We start from the raw sequence: 18,125 nt of genomic DNA, 5'->3' as shown, positions 1-18,125 counted from the left end.
TGACCGGATTCACCGGCTGCCGGCCGGCAGTACGGAGAGCCAGTCGCCCGCCGCGAAGGCGTCGGCGCCGATCACGGTGCGGCCGGTGCGCGGGGCCGCGACGGTGAGCAGGCCCTCGGTGCGGCCGGCCGCGAAGCGGGGAGTACCTACGATGACGACCGCGGCCCGTTTGCCGGTGGCCCGGCGGAACTCCGCCAGGAGCCGCAGGCGCAGGGCGGCCTCCTTGCGGTCGACGGCCTGTGGCGCGTACGGCTCTACGACGGCCAGCGCGCCCGTGCCCGGCTCCCGGGCGGCCGTCGCGAGGGCCGCGCGCAGGGCCGTGACCCGGTCCAGCCCGCCGCCGGCGAGGGTGCGGCGCGTGGCGCCGAGCGTCAGGAACCGTACGCCCCGGTGCACGAAGGCCGGACGGCCGGTGCCGGTCAGCGCGAAGTCGACGGCGGAGGCCGCGGCCGGCCGGGCTCCGGCGGGGCCGACCGCGAACCGCCAGGGCCGGGCGTCCACCCGGGCCGCCGTGGCCACGATCGGGTCCGAAGCCCCGTCCGTCCGAACCACCCCGGTCGGCGGCGTCCGCGCCACCAGCGTGTCCAGCAACAGCCGCGGGGCGGCGACGGGCTTGACCGACGCCGGGGCCGGGGCCGGGGCCAGGGCCGGGACCGGGACCGGGACCGAGGCCGGGACCGAGGCCGGGACCGGGGCCAGAGCCGGGTCCAGGGCGGGGGCCTTGGCGTTGGCCTGGGCCTTGGCCGGGGTGCGGGTGGCCGCGGGGGTGGTGGCCGAGAGGCGGGTCACGGTGAACGGGCGCTCCGCCATTGCCGGGAGCGGCAGGCTGATCTGCCGCCAGCCGGTCCAGTCCACCGCCGGCCCGCGCAGGACTGCGGCGGCCCCGTCTCCGTCGGCGAGTTCCACCGCGGGCCGGGCCCCGGAGCCGTCGCCGTTCACCCAGAGGGTGAGCGACCGGGCCAGTTCGGGGACCCGGAGGGGCCGGGGCGGGGTCGCTGCGGCGGTCCTGCCCCCGGCGGGCGGTGCGAGGGCGAGCCCCCGGCCCGGACGACCCGCTCCGGGCGCTGCGCCTGGACCGGCCCAGCGGGCGGCGTCCTCCAGGTCAGCGAGCGGCACGTCGGACAGGCCCACCCCGAGGGCCACTAGGGCCGAGGCCGGGGCCGCTGGGGCGGCCAGGCTCTGAGCCGAGGCCGAGGCCGAGGCCAGGTTCGGGGCCAGGGCCAGATTCGGGGCCAGGGCCGGGGCCGGGGCCGGGGTCAGGTTCGGGGCCGGGGCCGGGGCCAGATTCGGGGCCGGGGCCGGGCCCAGGGCCAGATTCGGGGCCGGGGCCGGGCCCAGGGTCAGGTTCGGGGCCGGGTTCGGGGCCGAGGCCAGGGCCGGGCCCAGGGTCAGGTTCGGGGCCGGGTTCGGGGCCGAGGCCAGGGCCGGGGCCGGGGCCGGGGCCAGATTCGGGGCCGGGGCCAGATTCGGGGCCGGGGCCGGGCCCAGGGTCAGGTTCGGGGCCGGGGCCGGGGCCGAGGCCGAGGCCAGGGCCGGGCCCAGGGTCAGGTTCGGGGCCGGGGCCGGGGCCGGGCCTAGAGCCAGGTTCGGGGCCCGGTTCGGGGCCCGGTTCGGGGCCACGGCCCGGTTCGGGGGCACGGCGGCGCCGGAGGTGTCCGGTGCGGGCGAGGCGCCCCTTGGCCCCGCCGCACCCGCCGCACCCGCCGCAGCCGCGGAACCTGAGGCGGCCGGGACCGCCCCCCGCACCGTGGCGCGCAGCTGGCCCGTCGCGTTCGGGACTCGGGCGGTCACCGTGAATCCGCCGCGCCCGTCGTCGGCCACCCTCCACCGGGAACGGTCGAAGTCGAGCTCCACGTCCCGGGGTTCGACCACGGCGGCGGCGCCCTGCGCGTCGTATCCGGTCAGGACGAACCGCGCGGTCTCTCCTTCCTCCGCGAGCCCGATCCGCTCCGGAACGGCCCGGATCCGGGTCAGGGGGCCGAGAACATCGAGGCGGAGCACCCCGCTCGCCGTTCCGAGGCGGGCCCGCACCTCCACCGGGCCGGTGCCCGACGCGCGCAGGACCCCGCCGGGATCGATCCGGCCCCGGCCCTGCGGGAGGGACCACCCCGGCGTCTTCTCCTGCGCCGGCACCGGGCCGAGGTGTGCGTCGTAGGGGGTGGCCCCGAGGGTCCGGGTGAGGCCGGGGAAGGCGCGCGCGGCCCCGCCGACGGGCTCGATCCGGTAGCCGGTGGCGCGGCCGGAGCCGGCCGGGGCGGTCAGGACCAGGCCGTTGGGGACCGTGCGCTGGCGGCCGTCGGACGGGGAGTTCTCCACGGTCAGGGCCGTCTCCCCGGTCAGCGCGGCGAGCAGGGTCGAGGAGCCGCCACCGTCCAGGTTGAGGGCCTCGTGGGCGCCGAGCCGGTGCATCAGCCGGCCGAGCGCCGTCAGGGTCAGCCCTCCGCTGTCGCGCTGACGGCCGTCTACGGTGACCAGGCGGGCCAGGCGGCCGTCGCGGGAGAATCCGACGGCTGTGCGCGGCGCGGCCGCGTTGTTCGGCTCGCCGTCGTGGTTCTGCGGGACCCCGGCCACCACGAGCGCCTCCCGGCCGCCGACCGCGTTCGCCGGGAGCGGCCCACCGCCGACCGCCACCGGCCGGGCCGCCACGGCGACCGCGTCACCGGGGCGCAGGGCGGCGAGTTCCGGCGCCGCCGCGCCGGCCGCGACCAGCACGGTGGTGCCGGGTACGGGACGCTCCCGGCGCACGGACCGGCGTACCGCCGCGCGCACGGCCGCGACCCGGCCGTCGCGCAGTTCCACCGCCGGTCCGGACACGGGGAGTCCGTCCGCCGGCCAGTCGGCGGTGTAGGCGGCGAAGCCCTCGGCCGGCGGCCGCGCGGTGTTGAAACCGGCGAGCGGGCGGACCCGGCCGCCGGGCAGGGTGACGCTCCCGCCGAGGGCGAGGCGCAGCACCCGGCCCGGCCCGTCGGCGCCGAAGCCGACGGCCTGTCCGGCGCCGGGCGAGGCCGCGTGCAGCAGCCGGCCGGCGCCGATGCCGGGGCCGAGCGGGGCGCCCGTGCCTCGGATGTCGAAGAAGTCCCCGTTCACGGCGGCGACCACGCGGCGGCCCGGCCCGGCGGGGTGGCGGGCGGCGGAGTCGGCGACGGTGGCGACGCCCCGACCGCCGAGGTACTCCACCCGCGGACCGGCACCCGTGCCGGAGCCGGTGCCGGTACCCGCGCCACTGCCCGCACGCGCACCCGTACCCGTACCGGCCAGCTGGACGTCGAGTTCGTCGATGCGCAGCCACCGGTCGGCTTCGAGCCGGTCGTAGGACTCCAGCCGTACCCCGGGAGCGATCTGCCGGGCGGTACGGGCCGTCTCGATCCCCTCGCGCTCACCGCTCCCCGAGGCGTGGGCCTGCGGGAGCGCCGGCGCCACGAGCAGCGCGGTGAGCAGGGCCGGCAGCACGACGGGCAACAGCGGGCGCAGGGTGGACATCCAGGCAGGATCATCCAGCTCCGGGCATATGAGTACATGAACACAACGCGAGTCGGTGACTGTCAGCCATTCGCCCGTACTCGTACTCGTACTCGTACCTCTACCCGTACCCGCCCCCGCAGGCCGACGCCTACACCGTGCCGGGCCCCAGGGGCGGGAGGGCGGGGTCCGCGAGGGGAGAGGCCGGGTCGGCGGGATCCGGGTCGGCGGGATCCGAGCGGGAGGGCGCCGGGACGGCGAACTCGCACCACACGCACTTCCCGTCACCCCGGGGCTCCACGCCCCAGGCATCCGCGAGCCGGTCCACCAGCATCAGGCCGCGTCCCGACACCGCCCAGTCGTCGGCCTCCCGGCGCCGCGGCAGGGCGCTGCTGGTGTCCTCCACCTCGATCCGGATCCGGCCCTCCGGGGTCAGCCGCATGCTGACGCCGCTGACGCCGTCCGTGTGGACCAGCGCGTTGGTCATCAGCTCGTCCGCGGCCAGCTCGATCTCGTCGGCCTGCTCCCACGCACCCCACGCGGCGGCTGCCGCCCGGATCAGATGGCGGGCCAGCGCCGGGGCGTTCGGGTCCCCGGGGGTGAGCCGGTGGCGCAGCGGGCCGCTGCCGCGCGGGAGCGGGGTGCCGCGGCGGCGCAGCAGGAGCAGGGCCATGTCGTCCCCGCCGCCCGAGTCCCCGACGAGGTCGCACAGCACGTCGGCGAGTTCCTCCACCTCCGCCGGCCCGTCCCGGACCGCTTCCATGAGCTCGTGCAGACCGGTGTCGGAGTCCCTGCCGGGCCGTTCGGTCAGACCGTCCGTGCACAGCAGCAGGGTGTCCCCGGGATGCAGTTCGAGGCTGGTGACCGGGTATCCCGTACCGGCGGCATCGGGGGATCCCGGGCCGCCGGAAGCTCCCGCACCGGCCGCCCCCGGCTCGCGCGCCGGCAGGCCCAGCGGCAGCCCGCCAGCCACCTGCACCCGGTGGCAGCTGCCGTCGCCGCGCCGCACCACCGGGTCGAGGTGGCCCGCGCGGACCAGCCGGGCCATGCCGCTGGTGAGGTCGATGTCGGCGTACGTGCAGGTGGCGAAGCGTTCCGTCTCCAGGTCCCGCAGGAAGGCCGAGGCCCGCGCCATGGCCGCGCCGGGGTCGTGGCCCTCGGCGATGTACGCGCGCAGCGCGATGCGCAGCTGGCCCATGACGGCGGCGGCGTCCGTGTCGTGGCCCTCCACGTCGCCGATCATCACGCCGACCCGGCCCTCGCCGAGCGGGACCACGTCGTACCAGTCGCCGCCGATGTCCCGCCCCATCCGGGCGGCCCGGTACCGCACGGCGATCAGCGCGCCCGCCACCTCCGGGATCCGGCGCGGCAGCATGGCCTTCTGGAGGCCCTCGGCGAGGTCGTGCTCCTGCTCGAAGAGGATGGCGCGCTGCAGGCTCTGCGCTATGCCGCTGCCCAGCGCCATCAGTACGTTGCGCTCCTCGGCGTTGAAATCGCCCTCCCGCGTGTAGAGCAGCCCGAGCGCGCCGACGGGACGGCCCTGCGCGATCAGGGGCAGGTAGACGCCGCTGCGGACGGACAGCGGCTCGATGTACGGCCACAGGTCCGGGTAGTGCTGCTGGAACTCCTCGCGGGAGCCGATGAACACCGGCCGCATCGTGCGTACGGCCTCGCTCAGCGGCAGCGGCGCGTCGATCCGCGTGTACTCGGTCTCCGGTACGTACGCGCCGAGCTGTCCCTCCGCGACCAGGTGGATCCGGCCGCCGTCGACGACGCCGAGCATGACGCTGACCGCGCCGAGATGCCCGAGGGCCTCGGGGTCCTTGAGGACGTCGGTGACGTCGTTGACGGTGCGGGCGTGCGCCAGGATCGCCGTGGTCCGCTCGACGACCCCCGTCATGCGGCGCCGGCCCTCGTCGCGCTCACCGGCCGCGCCGGGCTCGCCGGGGTCGTGCACGGCGTCCCGGACGATCCCGATGACCCGGTACGGACGCCCGTGCGGGTCGCGCAGGATACGGCCCTGGACATGGGTCCAGCCCGGGGCCCCGTCCCGGTCGCGGCTGCGCACGTAGGCCCCGTAGTGGCTGCGGCCGGCCTTCAGCGCCTGCGCGACCCGCGCGTCGAGCCGGGCCTCCTCGCCGGGCGCGAGGCGCATCCGCAGTCCGGCGGGGGTGCCCGTGAACTCCTCGGGGCGCAGGTCGAGGACCTCGAGGGCGGTGGTGTCCAGAAACATCTGCCCGCTGTCGAGGTCCCAGTCGAAGGTGCCCATGTGGTTGAGCGCGAGGCTCGTGTCCGTCCGGGCAGGCCACTCGACCTGGGGGGTCACTCCCCTTTCGGCCACACCTTCAGGGTCTCACCCTTCGCCGGTGCGTGCCGGTCTGCGGGAGCCGGCGGCGGCGGTACGGGGAAGGGCACGGGTTCGCGGTACGCGAAGGGCGGGCCCGGCGTGTCTGCGGGGCCCCGGACCCCTTGTGCGGTAGCGGCCACCCAGGACGCCGAACATCGGGACGAAAAGGGACCAAAGTCCCGGCCTGTCGCGACTTTCGCCGAATAGGCGACTTGTACGATTTCGCGAAGATCGATCCGTTCATGATCATCTTTGCTGGCGTCAGGAACCCCCCGGCACGGGGTCGTTGGCGCCCACGGCTGTGTGGGGTGTGGCTTGTCGCAAGCGCCGAAGACGACCGGACAACCGGCCGGAGCACCGAGAGGAGGGGAGGACGAAGTGGTGGAAGGCGGGAGGGAAAGCGTGGCAAAGGAAGGGCCGCAAACCCCGGACCGAATATCCACCCGGCCCACCGCCCCCACCCCCCTGAACGACACCCCACTCCACGCCGCGCCCCCCAACCGCACCCTGGCCTCGATGTCTGCCCCGCCCCCTGCGTCGGGCGCCGCTCCGGTCACTGCGCCCGCCCCTGCCACTGGGTCCCCGTCCGGCGCCGACTCGGCGCCCAGCTCCGCATCCGACACGGGATCGGGCACCGGATCGGCCTCTGCGTCCGCGCCTGGAACTGGATCCGGCTCTGACCGCGGCTCGGCCGCTGCCTCGACCTTTATGTCAGGGCCTGCACCTGTCCATGGAACTGGAACCGGCTCCGGCTCCGGCCCCAGCTCGGGCCACGGCTCAAGCTCGACCTCTGCGTCAGCTCCTGCGCCTGCGCCTGCCCCTGGAACTGGATCCGGCCACGACTCGGCCGCCGCCTATGCGCCTGCGCCTGGAACTGGCACCGGCACCGGCACCGGCACTGGCACTGGCACTGGCACTGGCACCACCTCGCACCACGGCTCGGCCTACGCCTCGCCCCCTACGCCTGCCACTGACTCGGGCCCCGGCTCGGACCGCGCTTGGGCCTACGCCTCCGACTCGGGTGACGGCGGCTCCCTCGGACCCCGCACCGGGCGCGGGAGTCTGGTCGTACGGCCTTACCGGGATCCGCTCGTCCTCGGTCCGCTCTTCCGCGACGAGGAAGAGGCCGGCGCCCCCGTCACGCCCACCGTCCGCTCCGGCGGCTCAGCCGAACCCGGCGGAGCCTTCGGACCCGGCGGCCCCGGCGGCCCCGGCGGCCCCAGCCGAGCCCACGGATCCGGCGCACCCGGCGGAGCCGGGGCTCCCGGCAGCCCCGACCGCCCCCGCGCAAGCCGCGGACCCGCCGAGCCCGACACCCTCCGGCAGGCCGCCGTACACGCGGCGATACCCCGGCCCGCCCGACCGGCCCCAGCGGCTCCGGCCACCCCGCGGACGCTCCCCGCCGTGCTCGACCCCGAGCTCACCGAACACCCCGCGCGGGCCTGTTCCGGCTGGTGGGCCCTGCTCGCCGCCGCTCTGGCCACGGCCGGCGTCGCCGTCCTGGCGCGGTTCGAGGAGCTCCGCCCCTCGACCTCCCCCGCCGAGGCCTGGCCCCTGGCCGTCGTCGCGTGCTGCGCGCTCCTGACGCTCGCCGCGCTCTGCGGACTGCGGCGCGGCCGCGCCGGCCAGGCCTGGTCGTTGACCCTCTTCGGCCGCTACCGCGGCACGATCCGGCGCACCGGCCTCCTCTGGTCCAACCCGCTGCCCCGGCACACCCGCGTCGACGTACGGCTGCGCCACTGGCGCAGCGAGCCCCTCTGCGTCGTCGACTCCGAGGGAACCGCGCTACGGTCCGTCGTCCTCGTCGTATGGCGGGTCAGGGACACCGCACGCGCACTGCTCGCGGTCGACGACCACACCGCGTACCTGAGCGGACAGGTGGAGTCCACAACCGCCCGAGTGCTCTCCCGGATGCCGGCCGACTCCTTCGGCCCGGAGCCGGCCGGACCGGCAACCCTGCGCGACACCGAGGCCGTCGGCGACGAGCTGACCCGGCTGCTCGCCGCCGAGTGCAAGGCCGTCGGCGTCGAAGTCTTCTCCGCCCGGCCGCTGCACGTCGAGTACGCCCCCGAGGTCGCCGCCGCGATGCAGCGCCGCCGGGTCGCCTCGATCGATGCCCGGCACCGGGACTCCGTCCTCACCTCCGTACTCGACGCCGTCGACGACACCGTTCACCGGATGTCGGACCGCGGGCTCGTGAGCATGGACGACTACGAACGCAAGGCCCTGGTCAAGGACTTGACCGTTGCCTTCTACACGGCGCGCGGCCCTGCCGCCGACGCCCGCTGAAAACACCCCCGATGGATAAGGAACCATGCATGCGCACGCCCGAGTTCACCGAAGAAATACCCGACAGCTGTGACTGCACCGGCTGCGCGCGCGGCACGACGGCCATGACGGCCGCCAAGGCCCGCCGCCGTCGCTGCACCCTGCGCGGCGCCGTGGTCGCGGCCGTCGGCGCCACCCTGCTGATGGGCACCGGAGTGGGCACCGCGTCCGCCGAACCGGCCCCGGCGCACGCGGGCTGGGACGGCTCGAAGTACTGGTACAAGGACGCGACCGGCTGGTGGCGCTGGACCCAGCACTACAGCAAGTACGTTGCGAACAGCGGCCGTTCCTCTTCCGGCGCCTCCTCGTCCTCACCCTCTCCCTCCCCCTCTTCCTCCTCCGTACGCACATCCGAGCCGACCTTCCGAGGCCGCGCGGGCTGGGACGCGACGGACCGCGTGTACTGGTACAAGGACGGCACCGGGTGGTGGCGCTGGACCCAGCACAAGGCCAAGTACGAGCGCTTCGCAGGCAACTCCGGCTCCGGCTCGTCCGGCTCCTCGGGTTCCTCAGGTTCCTCCGGCTCCTCGGGCTCCTCGGGCTCCTCCGGCGCCCCCGTCCGCCAGGGCATCGAGGGCGCCATCTCCTTCGCCAACAGCCACCTCGGCGACCCGTACGTCTGGGGCGGCAACGGTCCCCGCGGCTGGGACTGCTCCGGCCTGGTCCGGGCCGCGTACCGCTCCGCGGGCATCACCCTCCCCCGGGTGGCCTCCGACCAGTACCGGGCCACCACCCCGATCTCCCGCTCCCAACTGCGCCGCGGAGACCTGGTGTTCTGGACCTCGAACGGCAGCGCCTCGGGCATCCACCACGTGGCCATCTACCTCGGCGGCGGCAAGTACATCGAGGCCCCCCGCCCGGGCAAGCAGGTCCGTGTCTCCAGCTTCAGCGCGTACAACCCGAACATGTACGGCCGCGTCCGCTAGCCGCCCCGCACGACAGCAGGTCCGCATGTGAGGCGGCCCCCTCCCATCGTTCTGTCCTCCGCTTGTCCGGCGGGACAGAACGATGGGGCAGGGGGCCGATTCCGGGCTCGCCGGCCGCCGGCCCGGCCGACTGGCCGAAGGGACCGGCTCGTTGGCCGGTCGGAGTGCCGGACGTAATGGGGAGGCGGCGCGTGCGCGGGATGCGGAACACTTCGCAGGGTGATCGTGATGCGGCCCGTCCTCGAGATGTGCACCCCTGACGACTTCGACCTCTGGCCTGTCGCCGGGATCGAGCGGTTCGGCTTCCTGCCCCTCGGCGGGGAGCTCTCACCCACCGAGGTCGGGGCGGCGATCGCCGGCATCGCCGGCTGGAATGACAGCGACCCCGACGGGGACCGGCCGCCCCGGCCGGCCGACCCCCTCGCCTCTTTCCTCCACGGACTGCTGACCTTCGAGGACGTCTTCGCTGCCGGCGGCCTGCAGGTCAGGGACACGTCCACGGGCGTCACCTTCCAGCCGGGGTGCTGTGACGGGCTGGAGGACTGGCGCGACTGGCACCGGTTCGCCGACGGTGGCAGTCTGCTGGGGTTCGGCCACGACCCCGTGTCGCCCATGGCCGAGCGCTTGGGCGACACCGTCCGGCTCACCGTCAACGGCGAGCTGAGCGACAGCCCGGTGATCGAACTGTCCGTCACCGAACTGCGCACCCTCCTCGACGCCGTCGAACGCGACCTGGCCGACTTCTTCGCGCTGGCCACCGACTGGATCCTGCAACACCTGCCCGGCCACTGGGCTCCCGTCACCGCCGCCCTCGCCCGCGCCCTCGACCTCGCAGCACCGGCCGCAACTCCACAGCTGCCTCATCCAATCGAGGCGCCTGCTCGGCGAACCCAGTCGCTTGGCTGACTCCGCCCGTCGTGCAGCCGTCCGACTGTTCGCGGCGCAGGTGCTCGGAGCGGGACTGGAGGATGTCCGGAGCCTCGTGGATCGAGCAGCCGAGGTGGTCTCGGAACAGCTTGATGGCCTTGATGGTCGTTGAGGATCCCGTTGTCCGCGAAGGAGAGCGGGCCGGCCGTCCAGGGGCGGACGCGGGATCCCCACCTGCCAGACCTCCCCGTGGGCCGGCGGCCCACGGGGAGGTCTGCGTGCCGGGCGGGACCCTACCGGCTGCCGTTACCGGCGACCGGACCGCCATCCGAACCCTCGTCGGTACCCGGCGGGGGCGGGACCAGCGAGGTGACCGGCGGGGGCGGGGGCGGGGGCGGCGGCGGGAGCTCGGGCTGCGGCGAGACCAGCGACGGGGGCGGCGGCTTCGGCGGCTCAGGCCGCACCGAGGCCACCGGGGGTTCGGGCACTACCGGCGCCGCCGAGGAGATCTTGGGCGGGGCCGGAGGCTGTGGTTCCGACGAGCTCCGGGAGGGCGACGGCACCACCGCGCTCTTCGAGGGCGACACGGACGGCGTCGGCGAGGTCGCCCGCCGGTCCGCGGACGGTGAGGCGGAGGCCGACTCGGACACCGACGGTGACGGAGAGGGGGACTCGGACGGTGACTCCGACGGGGACTCCGAGGGAGACTCCGACCCGGTCACCGACGCCGACACCGACTCCGAAGGCGACTCGGACGGCGACTCCGAGACCGACTCCGAAGGCGAGACCGACTCGGACGGAGACTCCGACGGGGACTCCGACGGGGACTGCGAAGGCGACTCGGACGGCGACTGCGACGGCGAGTCGGTCGGCGACACCGTCGGGGACGGCGAGGTCGGCGACGGGGAAGTGACCGTCGGGGACGGCGAGGTGAACGTCGGTGACGGCGGCGGCGTGGTGAAGATCGGCGTCGGGATCACCGGCGGCGGGATCGGCCTGTCGTGCCGGCCGTGGTGGTCACCCCGGTCGCGCTCGAACCAGCGGCGGTCCTGGTAGTTGTAGATCACGAAGTTGTTCACGATGGTCACGGACGGCGCGATGACCACGACCCTGGAGGGCTGGTACGAGGTCCACGGCTGCCCGAACCGCTTCGGGTTGGCCTTCAGCGCCACCGGCGGCCCGAGCGGGTTCCCGCAGGCGCAGCGCACCCGCGGCACCCCGCGGTCGTCCACGAGTACGGCGGTCCCGGCCTGGAGCACGGCCTGGTAGCTGGTGGGGGCTCCGTCCCGGTAGCCGTGGTTGGTGACCCGGGTGTCCACCCGGAGCTGGACCGGGGTGAGGGAGCGCAGGTACGCCGGCACGGCCGTCGGCTGGATGCCGAGCGAGGAGGCGAAGGCGGCGTTCTTGGCGGGCTGCGCCGAGAGCACCCGGATCTGCTTCTCCACGTCGCAGCTGGCCACGTTGTTCGTGCCCGCGTACAGCTCGGGCGAGGCGCCGCTGACGCTGCGGGTGGCCGTGGTTCCCGTGGCCGACGGGGCCTTCGGCTCGGGCGACGTCCCCGTCGTCGGGGGCGGCGGGCTCTCGGGCGGGGCCGTGGCCTCCTTGGCGGCGGTGGACTCGGTGAAGGGGTCGGGCCCGGACGCCGACACGGGCTGCAGGAAGACCTCGTTGCCGGCGGAGGTGGTGGTGCCCCCGCCGCCGCTGGGCCTGGTCAGTACGACGGCCAGGGTCACGGCGGCGGCGAGGGCGACGATCGTGGTGGCGAGCCGGGGAAGGGAACGCCACCAGGGCTTGTGCGGGGGCTCGGGCGGCCCGGGGGGCACCCCGCTCCCGGATCCTCCGGGAGGGGCCGGCGGCGGGGGTGGCGGCGGGCCTTCCCGGCCCCCGGACAGGGGCCCGGAGGGCGGGCCGGCGGGGCGCCCGGACGAAGACGACGGCGGCTGCGAGGGCGGCTGTGACGGCTGTGTCGGCCACGGCGGCTGCTGGCCGGAGGGTTGAGTGGTCACGGGCTCTTCTTCCCAGGCGGAGGGGTTCCGGTCCCCTGTGGACGTTCCGCTGCGGACCCTGCGGACCCGCGAACCTGCGGACTGCGGACCCTGCGGACTGCGGGCCCTTCGGACGATGCTCCGTGGACGTTCCCTTATGGAACTTCCGCGGATCATCAGCGGAAATCTCCGGATTTGGTGCACTCCTGGCGACCATTGTGTGCGCCGTCCGGGTGGTGGCCGCAAGCGGAGCTGCCTACGGTGGCAGGGTGAGCCCTACAAAGGCACCGGCCGCTCGAGCCTGGCGCGACGCCCTCGTCGCGGTCCTGGCAGGCTTCGTGGTCATGGCGGTCGTCGCCTCCGCCGGGCTCGCCCTCGCCGGCGCCGGCGATCTGCCCGACGGTGCGTTCCCGCACGTGGTGGCAGCCGTCGTCCTGATGGCCGCGGGCGGCTCGGTCGAGGTGACGGGCGGAGCCGGCTTCCTGGCCGGGGCCGACGCGAGCCTGTCCGTACTCCCCCTCTCCGTCAGCCTGGCCGGCGCGCTGACCACCGGCTGGCTCTTCCTGCGCCCCCTGCACAACCGGGCCGTGGCCGGAGCCCGCGAACTGCTCGCCCGCGCCGCGCCCTTGGTGATCCTCTGGCTGGCGGCGCTGACCGGCGTCGCCCTGCTGGCCCGCCGGAACTTCGCGATCTCCACCGGCGATTCGATCCTCGGCGACATCGGCGAAATCCTCGATGCCGGGCCGACGGTGGGCTTCGAGGCCGCGATCCCCGCCACCCTCGGCTTCGGACTGCTCTGGATCCTGGGCCTGTTGGTGATCGCCCTGCTGGTGTCCCGGCGCGCACCGCTGCCGGCGGGGCTGGTCCGCTTCCACGCGGCGGTGCGACCGGCGGCGTTCGCCGTGGTCGCGCTGCTCCTCGCGTACGTCGTCGTCGGCATCGCTGTCGGCCTGGTCGTGGCGGGCACCCGGGGGCATGCGGACCGCACCCTGGCGGTGATCCTGCTGGGGCTGCCCAACCTGGTCTGGCCCGCCCTCACGCTCGGCTTCGGCGGGGCCTGGGAGGGGAAGGCCGAGGGCCCGTTCGGGCTGCCCGTACCGCAGGTCCTGGACGAGGTGCTGCGCGCCACCGGCCAGGGCTCCGGCTCCGCCTCGGGCCTGTCCACGATCGACGTGGCCTCGCTCGCGGAGCGGGACTCCCGGGCCTGGTGGCTGGTCGCACTGGCCGTCGTCCTCCTGCTCTGCGCCGGCGCGCTGGCCGCCGCCCGCTCGCCCGCGCACGTCCGTCCCTGGCAGCACGCCCTCCACCTGGCCGTCGCCCTGGCCCTGGCCACGCTGGTGGTCTGCCTGCTGGCCCGGGTCCAGGCCCAGTTCGGCCTCTCCCTGCTGGGCATCGGCGACGCCTCCGACCTCGGTGGCGACGTGGAGCTGAGCCCGCTGCTCTGGCGCACGGTCAGTCTCGCGTTCCTCGCGGGCGCGGTGGCCGGCTTCCTGGGCGCCCTGCTCCCCCGCCGCCGCAACGCCATTGCGCCGTTCGAGTGAACACCCGCAAATCGGCTCATCGGGGGATCGTTTCCGCATGACACGCTCGTCTCCGTGAACATGACCAAAGGCCTGTTCCGGCCGCTTCACGCCGCTGGCCTGATCGCCCTCTCCGCGCTCGCCCTGACCCTCTCCACCGCCCTCCCCACCCAGGCGACCGGCCCCGGCGCCCGCCACCTCTCCGGCGACACGGGCCGCAAGGACGGCTCCGCCCAGGCGGTGTCCGTCAGCAGGGTGTTCTGTCCGCGCGGTACGGCCGTACAGTCCGGCGGGTACTCCACCACCCACTGGGACCACGGCCGCGACGGCACGCTCCAGCACACCGTCCTGGCCTCCCACCCCGTCGTCGACGCGGACGGCCGCAAGGGCTGGTACGCCTCGGCCGCACACGCCGAGGTCACGGCCCACGTCGTGTGCACGCCCGCTCCCGACAACGAGCACTAGAGCCAGGACCAGGACCGGTAACCAGGACCAGGAACCAGAAGCCGCACCCGCCTAGAACACCGGCAGGGCCCACCGGGGCGGCGGTGGCGGTGGCCCGTCGGAGGGCGCCCGGGCGGGTGCGCGGACGAACGCCGCCGCGCCGGGGCTCACGCCCTCCCCCGCACCCGCGCGGCGCAGCGCTCCCGTGAACTCCAGGCAGCTCCCCCACCGGTCCTCCGGCGATTTCGCGAGGGCCCGCGCCAGCACCTCGTCCACCCCCGGCGGCAGGCCCTCCCGGCGGGAGGACACCGCGGGCGGCGGATCGTACTGGTGGGCCCAGAGCAGCGCCATGTCGTCGTCGCGCTGGAACGGCGGGCCGCCGGCCAGGGTCTCGTAGACCACGCACCCCAGGCTGTAGACGTCGCACCGGCCGTCGACCGGCTTCCCGGCGATCTGTTCGGGCGCCACGTAGTCCAGGGTCCCGACGAACTGCCCGACGCTCGTGAACCCGGTCAGCGACAGCGATTTCTTCGTCAGCCCGAAGTCCGTCAGGTAGACGTGCTCGGGGTGTTCGCTGTCGGTACCGCCCGCGACCAGGATGTTGCCGGGTTTCACGTCCCGGTGCACCAGGTCGTGGGCGTGCGCCGCGTCCAGCGCCGAGGCGACCTGGCCGGCGATCCGGGCCGCCGCCTCCACGGGCAGCGGGCCCGTCCGGTCCAGCATGGCCCGCAGGTCCTGGCCGGCCACGTACCGCATGGCGATGTACAGCATCCCGTCGGTCTCCCCCGCCTCGAAGACGGGCACGATGTGCGGGTGGTCGATGGCCGCCGCCACCTTCGACTCGTGTGCGAACCGCTGCCGGAAGACGTCGTTGCGCGCGAGTTCGGGCGCGAGCAGTTTCAGCGCGACCGTCCGGTCCAGCCGTACGTCGTGCGCGCGGTAGACGACAGCCATCCCGCCGCGCCCGATCTCGGCCTCCACCACGTACCCGGCGATCCGCCGCCCCCGCAGGTCGGACTCACGCCCCCGGAACGGCTCCGCAGCCGGACCGGAGCCCATCAGCCCGCCTCCGGCCCGGGCAGATCCACGATCCTCGTGGGTTCGTGCGGAACATGCGGGGCTTCAGGAACACCTCGTACGTCGGCACCGCCCTCGGTGTCGGCTTCCTGCGGCGGTGTCCGGGGCGCGGGTTGGGCACCGGGTCCCGCGACGACCGCGTAGGTGGCCAGGCGGCTCCCGTCCGCGTACATCCACCGTCCCGCCGTCTCGTCGTAGAGCCACACGGACTCCCCGTCGACGACGACGCCGACGCGCAGTCCCCGCAGGGACCGCCGGAAGGACTCGGGATCGCTCCGCCCGGCGGCGAGGTCGGTGACGGCCCGCCGGTAGCGTTCCAGCTCGTCGGCGCAGCGGGTGAGCAGCGGCTGCGGGTCCTCGACGCGCGTCAGCGGGCGCCCGCCCGTCGGCGGGGGCTGCGGCACGGCGAGGAGCAGGCGCCCGTCCACCCAGGCGGACCACCCGTTGGCGCACAGGATCTCCCCCCATTCCCCGCGCCGGGACAGCAGCCGTACGGGGAGGAAGGCGTCGAGCGGCACGGTCGGCCGGGACAGGTCCGGGGTCTCCCACGCGGGGAGGCCGTCCTGCGGGACGATGTGGGTGGGCCGGAAGTCCGCGGCTTGGCCGGGGCTGGTCATCGCGGCTACTTCCGCATGATGGTCGGCTCGTGGCGGCGCAGCACCCGGCCCGTCAGCACGCCGAACAGCACGGCCAGGGCTGCCAGCGCCCCCACCTCGATGAGCCACAGGCGGGGCTTGTGGTCGAACAGCGGGTCCTGGGTGATCTTGCCGGGCACGATGGCGCCGAGGTCGATGGTGGCCGACATCGCGCCCATGGCCCAGCGGGCCGGCACGAACCAGGCGAACTGTTCGATGACGAGGACCCCGGTGAGTTTCAGCAGGGAGCCGCAGAAGACGACCTGCACGATGGTGAGCAGGACCAGCAGCGGCATGGTGACCTCTTCCTTGGACACCAGGGCGGAGATCAGCAGTCCGAGCACCATGGCGGTGACGGACAGCAGGGCGACGACGAGGGTGATCTCGATGAGCGGGGGCAGGAAGAGGCCCTTGCCGCCGGGTGCGTTGGTCTTGACTCCGGCGAGGCCGACCAGGGTGAGGACCACAGCCTGGGCGATGGTGACGGCGCCGAGGACCACCACCTTGGACATCAGGTAGGCGGACCGGGAGAGCCCGACGGCGCGTTCGCGCTGGTAGATGACGCGTTCCTTGACCAGTTCGCGGACGGCGTTGGCGGCTCCGGTCAGGACTCCGCCGACGCACAGGATGAACAGGGCGTTGAGCGCCGTCTCCGCGTTGAGCTCGCTGCCGGCCAGGGCGCGGGCCATGGCGCCCATGACGAACGGCAGGGCGACCATGATGATCAGGAAGGTGCGGTCGGCGCTCAGCACGGCGGCGTAGCGGCGGATCAGGGTGGAGAGCTGCGAACCCCAGCTCTGTGCCTTGGGCGGCGGCTTCGGCGTGATGCCCGCGGCCCGTTCGCCGGCCCCCGCGGGCGGGGCCCCGCCGGCGACTTCCACGTAGCGGCGGTAGAGCGGTGAGGCCCGGTGCTCGCCGGCCCAGTCCCGCTCGCGCTCGTTCTCGAAGGCTTCGAAGGCCTCGGGCCACTGGTCGAAGCCGAAGAAGCCGAGCGCCTCGTCCGGGGGCCCGTAATAGGCGACGCGGCCGCCGGGCGCGAGGACCAGGAGGCGGTCGCAGACGCTCAGGTTGAGCACGCTGTGGGTGACGACGATGACGGTGCGGCCGTCGTCGGCGAGGCCGCGCAGCATGTTCATCACCGAGCGGTCCATACCCGGGTCGAGCCCGGAGGTGGGCTCGTCCAGGAAGAGCAGGGAGGGCTTGGTCAGCAGTTCCAGGGCGACGGAGACCCGTTTGCGCTGGCCGCCGGAGAGGCTGTGGATGGGCTGGTCGGCGCGCTGCTGGAGGCCGAGTTCGCCGATCACCTCGTCGACCCGGGCCTCGCGTTCGGCCTTGGCGGTGTCCTGCGGGAAACGCAGCTCGGCGGCGTAGACGAGGGCGCGGCGCACGGTGAGCTGCGCGTGCAGGATGTCGTCCTGCGGGACGAGGCCGATGCGGCTGCGCAGTTCGGCGTAGTCCCGGTAGAGGTCGCGGCCGTCGTAGAGGACGGTGCCGTGGTCGGCGGGGCGCAGGCCGGTCAGTGCGCCGAGCAGGGTGGACTTGCCGGCGCCGCTGGGGCCCACGACCGCGAGCAGGGTGGTGGCGCCGACGGGGAAGGAGACACCGTCGAGGAGGGTCTTGCGGCCGTGGTCGACGGCCACGCCGAGGTTCTGGACGTCGAGGGAGACCTCGCCGGTGTCCACGTACTCCTGCAGCTGGTCGCCGACCAGGCAGAAGGCCGAGTGGCCGATGCCGACGATGTCGCCCTCGCCGATGGCGGAGGCCCCGGCGAGGCGGGCACCGTTGAGATAGGTGCCGTTGTGGCTGCCGAGGTCGGCGATCTCGTACCTGCCGTCGGGGCGGGCGCGCAGTTCCGCATGGTGGCGGGAGACGACGAGGTCGTTGATGACGAGGTCGTTGTCGGGGGCGCGGCCGATGCGGACGGCGGCCCGGTCGGCCAGCGGGCGGACCGAGGTCGGCCGCCGGAAGGTGCTGGTCATGTCCGGGCGGGAGACCGAGGCGGGGCGGGAGTCGGCGGCCGGTTCGGCGAAGCGGACGCGCGGGCCGTCGGCGGCGCTGCCGAAGCGCAGTTCGCTGCCGACGCCGACCGCCCACTCGCGGACGCGGTGGCCGTCGACCCAGGTGCCGTTGGTGCTGTCCTCGTCCTCCACCGTCCAGTGGTCGCCGTCCGGACGCAGCACCGCGTGGTGCCAGGAGACGCGTGCGTCGTCGAGGCAGATCTCGCAGAGGGGGTCCCGGCCGACGTGGTACGTCCGGCGCGGGCTCATCGCGGTGGAGCCCCTGTCCGTTTCCAGGAGGAGCTCTGGCGCGGTCGGCACACCGGGGCGCTGGGCCATGGGGTGATTTTCCCACGATCCGGAGCGCCCGGCATAACCGCAGGTCAGGCGGGCGTTATGGGTAATGACAACGGTCCCCGTTGCAGCCTTTGCCCATCGCGGCGAGGTGCGCTTCACTTCAGGCGAAGCGGAACGCGCGAGCGGTTCGCCACGACCCACGGGGGACACCATGAGCGCGCACGACCACGCGCCGCACCGCCA

10 protein-coding genes and 1 pseudogene are annotated in these 18,125 nt (G+C 74.6%); 5 read left to right on the top strand and 6 right to left on the bottom strand.

Going from position 1 to position 18,125, the window contains the following annotated elements; all coding sequences use genetic code 11:
* Positions 1 to 9 precede the first annotated feature (9 nt).
* Complete coding sequence (locus ACFWBW_RS27245; protein WP_385377383.1) at positions 10 to 3,480, bottom strand: phosphodiester glycosidase family protein; 3,471 nt, start codon at positions 3,478 to 3,480, stop codon at positions 10 to 12.
* Positions 3,481 to 3,610: 130 nt separating this feature from the next.
* Complete coding sequence (locus tag ACFWBW_RS27240) at positions 3,611 to 5,800, bottom strand: SpoIIE family protein phosphatase (protein ID WP_385377380.1); 2,190 nt, start codon at positions 5,798 to 5,800, stop codon at positions 3,611 to 3,613.
* Between the two features lie 1,410 nt (positions 5,801 to 7,210).
* Between ACFWBW_RS27240 and ACFWBW_RS27235 the strand changes: the two genes are divergently transcribed.
* The 3 genes from ACFWBW_RS27235 to ACFWBW_RS27225 all read left to right on the top strand — a co-directional run bounded on the left by ACFWBW_RS27235 (position 7,211) and on the right by ACFWBW_RS27225 (position 9,966).
* Positions 7,211 to 8,095 (top strand): SPFH domain-containing protein, encoded by an 885-nt coding sequence (locus ACFWBW_RS27235; RefSeq protein ID WP_385377377.1) that lies wholly within the window; start codon positions 7,211 to 7,213, stop codon positions 8,093 to 8,095.
* Positions 8,096 to 8,124: 29 nt separating this feature from the next.
* The gene (locus tag ACFWBW_RS27230; RefSeq protein ID WP_385377375.1) at positions 8,125 to 9,060 is read left to right on the top strand and encodes a C40 family peptidase; all 936 of its coding nucleotides are present in this window, start codon (positions 8,125 to 8,127) and stop codon (positions 9,058 to 9,060) included.
* A gap of 228 nt (positions 9,061 to 9,288) precedes the next feature.
* The gene (locus ACFWBW_RS27225) at positions 9,289 to 9,966 is read left to right on the top strand and encodes a hypothetical protein (protein WP_385377473.1); all 678 of its coding nucleotides are present in this window, start codon (positions 9,289 to 9,291) and stop codon (positions 9,964 to 9,966) included.
* Between the two features lie 620 nt (positions 9,967 to 10,586).
* On the opposite strand, the pseudogene ACFWBW_RS27220 reads toward ACFWBW_RS27225, so the two are convergent.
* A pseudogene (locus ACFWBW_RS27220) lies at positions 10,587 to 11,819 on the bottom strand (DUF6777 domain-containing protein); the annotation flags it as partial.
* Positions 11,820 to 12,181: 362 nt separating this feature from the next.
* Here ACFWBW_RS27220 and ACFWBW_RS27215 point away from each other — a divergent pair.
* Entirely contained in the window at positions 12,182 to 13,453 is a 1,272-nt protein-coding gene (locus tag ACFWBW_RS27215; RefSeq protein WP_385377372.1) for a streptophobe family protein, read from the top strand.
* 54 nt (positions 13,454 to 13,507) lie between these two features.
* Positions 13,508 to 13,897, top strand: coding sequence for a hypothetical protein (locus ACFWBW_RS27210; RefSeq protein ID WP_385377369.1), 390 nt, complete (start codon positions 13,508 to 13,510; stop codon positions 13,895 to 13,897).
* Positions 13,898 to 13,948: 51 nt separating this feature from the next.
* On the opposite strand, the gene ACFWBW_RS27205 is transcribed toward ACFWBW_RS27210, so the two are convergent.
* From ACFWBW_RS27205 to ACFWBW_RS27195, 3 genes are read right to left on the bottom strand one after another with little or no spacing between them, the layout of a single operon-like run.
* Positions 13,949 to 14,935: a serine/threonine-protein kinase gene (locus ACFWBW_RS27205; protein ID WP_385377366.1), complete on the bottom strand. Its 987-nt coding sequence runs from the start codon at positions 14,933 to 14,935 to the stop codon at positions 13,949 to 13,951.
* On the bottom strand, positions 14,935 to 15,570 hold the full coding sequence (locus ACFWBW_RS27200) for a hypothetical protein (protein ID WP_385377363.1): 636 nt from the start codon (positions 15,568 to 15,570) through the stop codon (positions 14,935 to 14,937). Before ACFWBW_RS27200 ends, ACFWBW_RS27205 begins: the two co-directional genes overlap by 1 nt.
* A 5-nt stretch (positions 15,571 to 15,575) precedes the next feature.
* Positions 15,576 to 17,924: an FHA domain-containing protein gene (locus ACFWBW_RS27195; RefSeq protein ID WP_385377360.1), complete on the bottom strand. Its 2,349-nt coding sequence runs from the start codon at positions 17,922 to 17,924 to the stop codon at positions 15,576 to 15,578.
* Positions 17,925 to 18,125: the final 201 nt, after the last annotated feature.

Source organism: Streptomyces sp. NPDC059957, from assembly GCF_042730015.1.
GTDB lineage: Bacteria > Actinomycetota > Actinomycetes > Streptomycetales > Streptomycetaceae > Streptomyces.
Note: the sequence above shows the minus strand (reverse complement) of the source record. Positions and strands in the feature narration are given on the sequence as shown.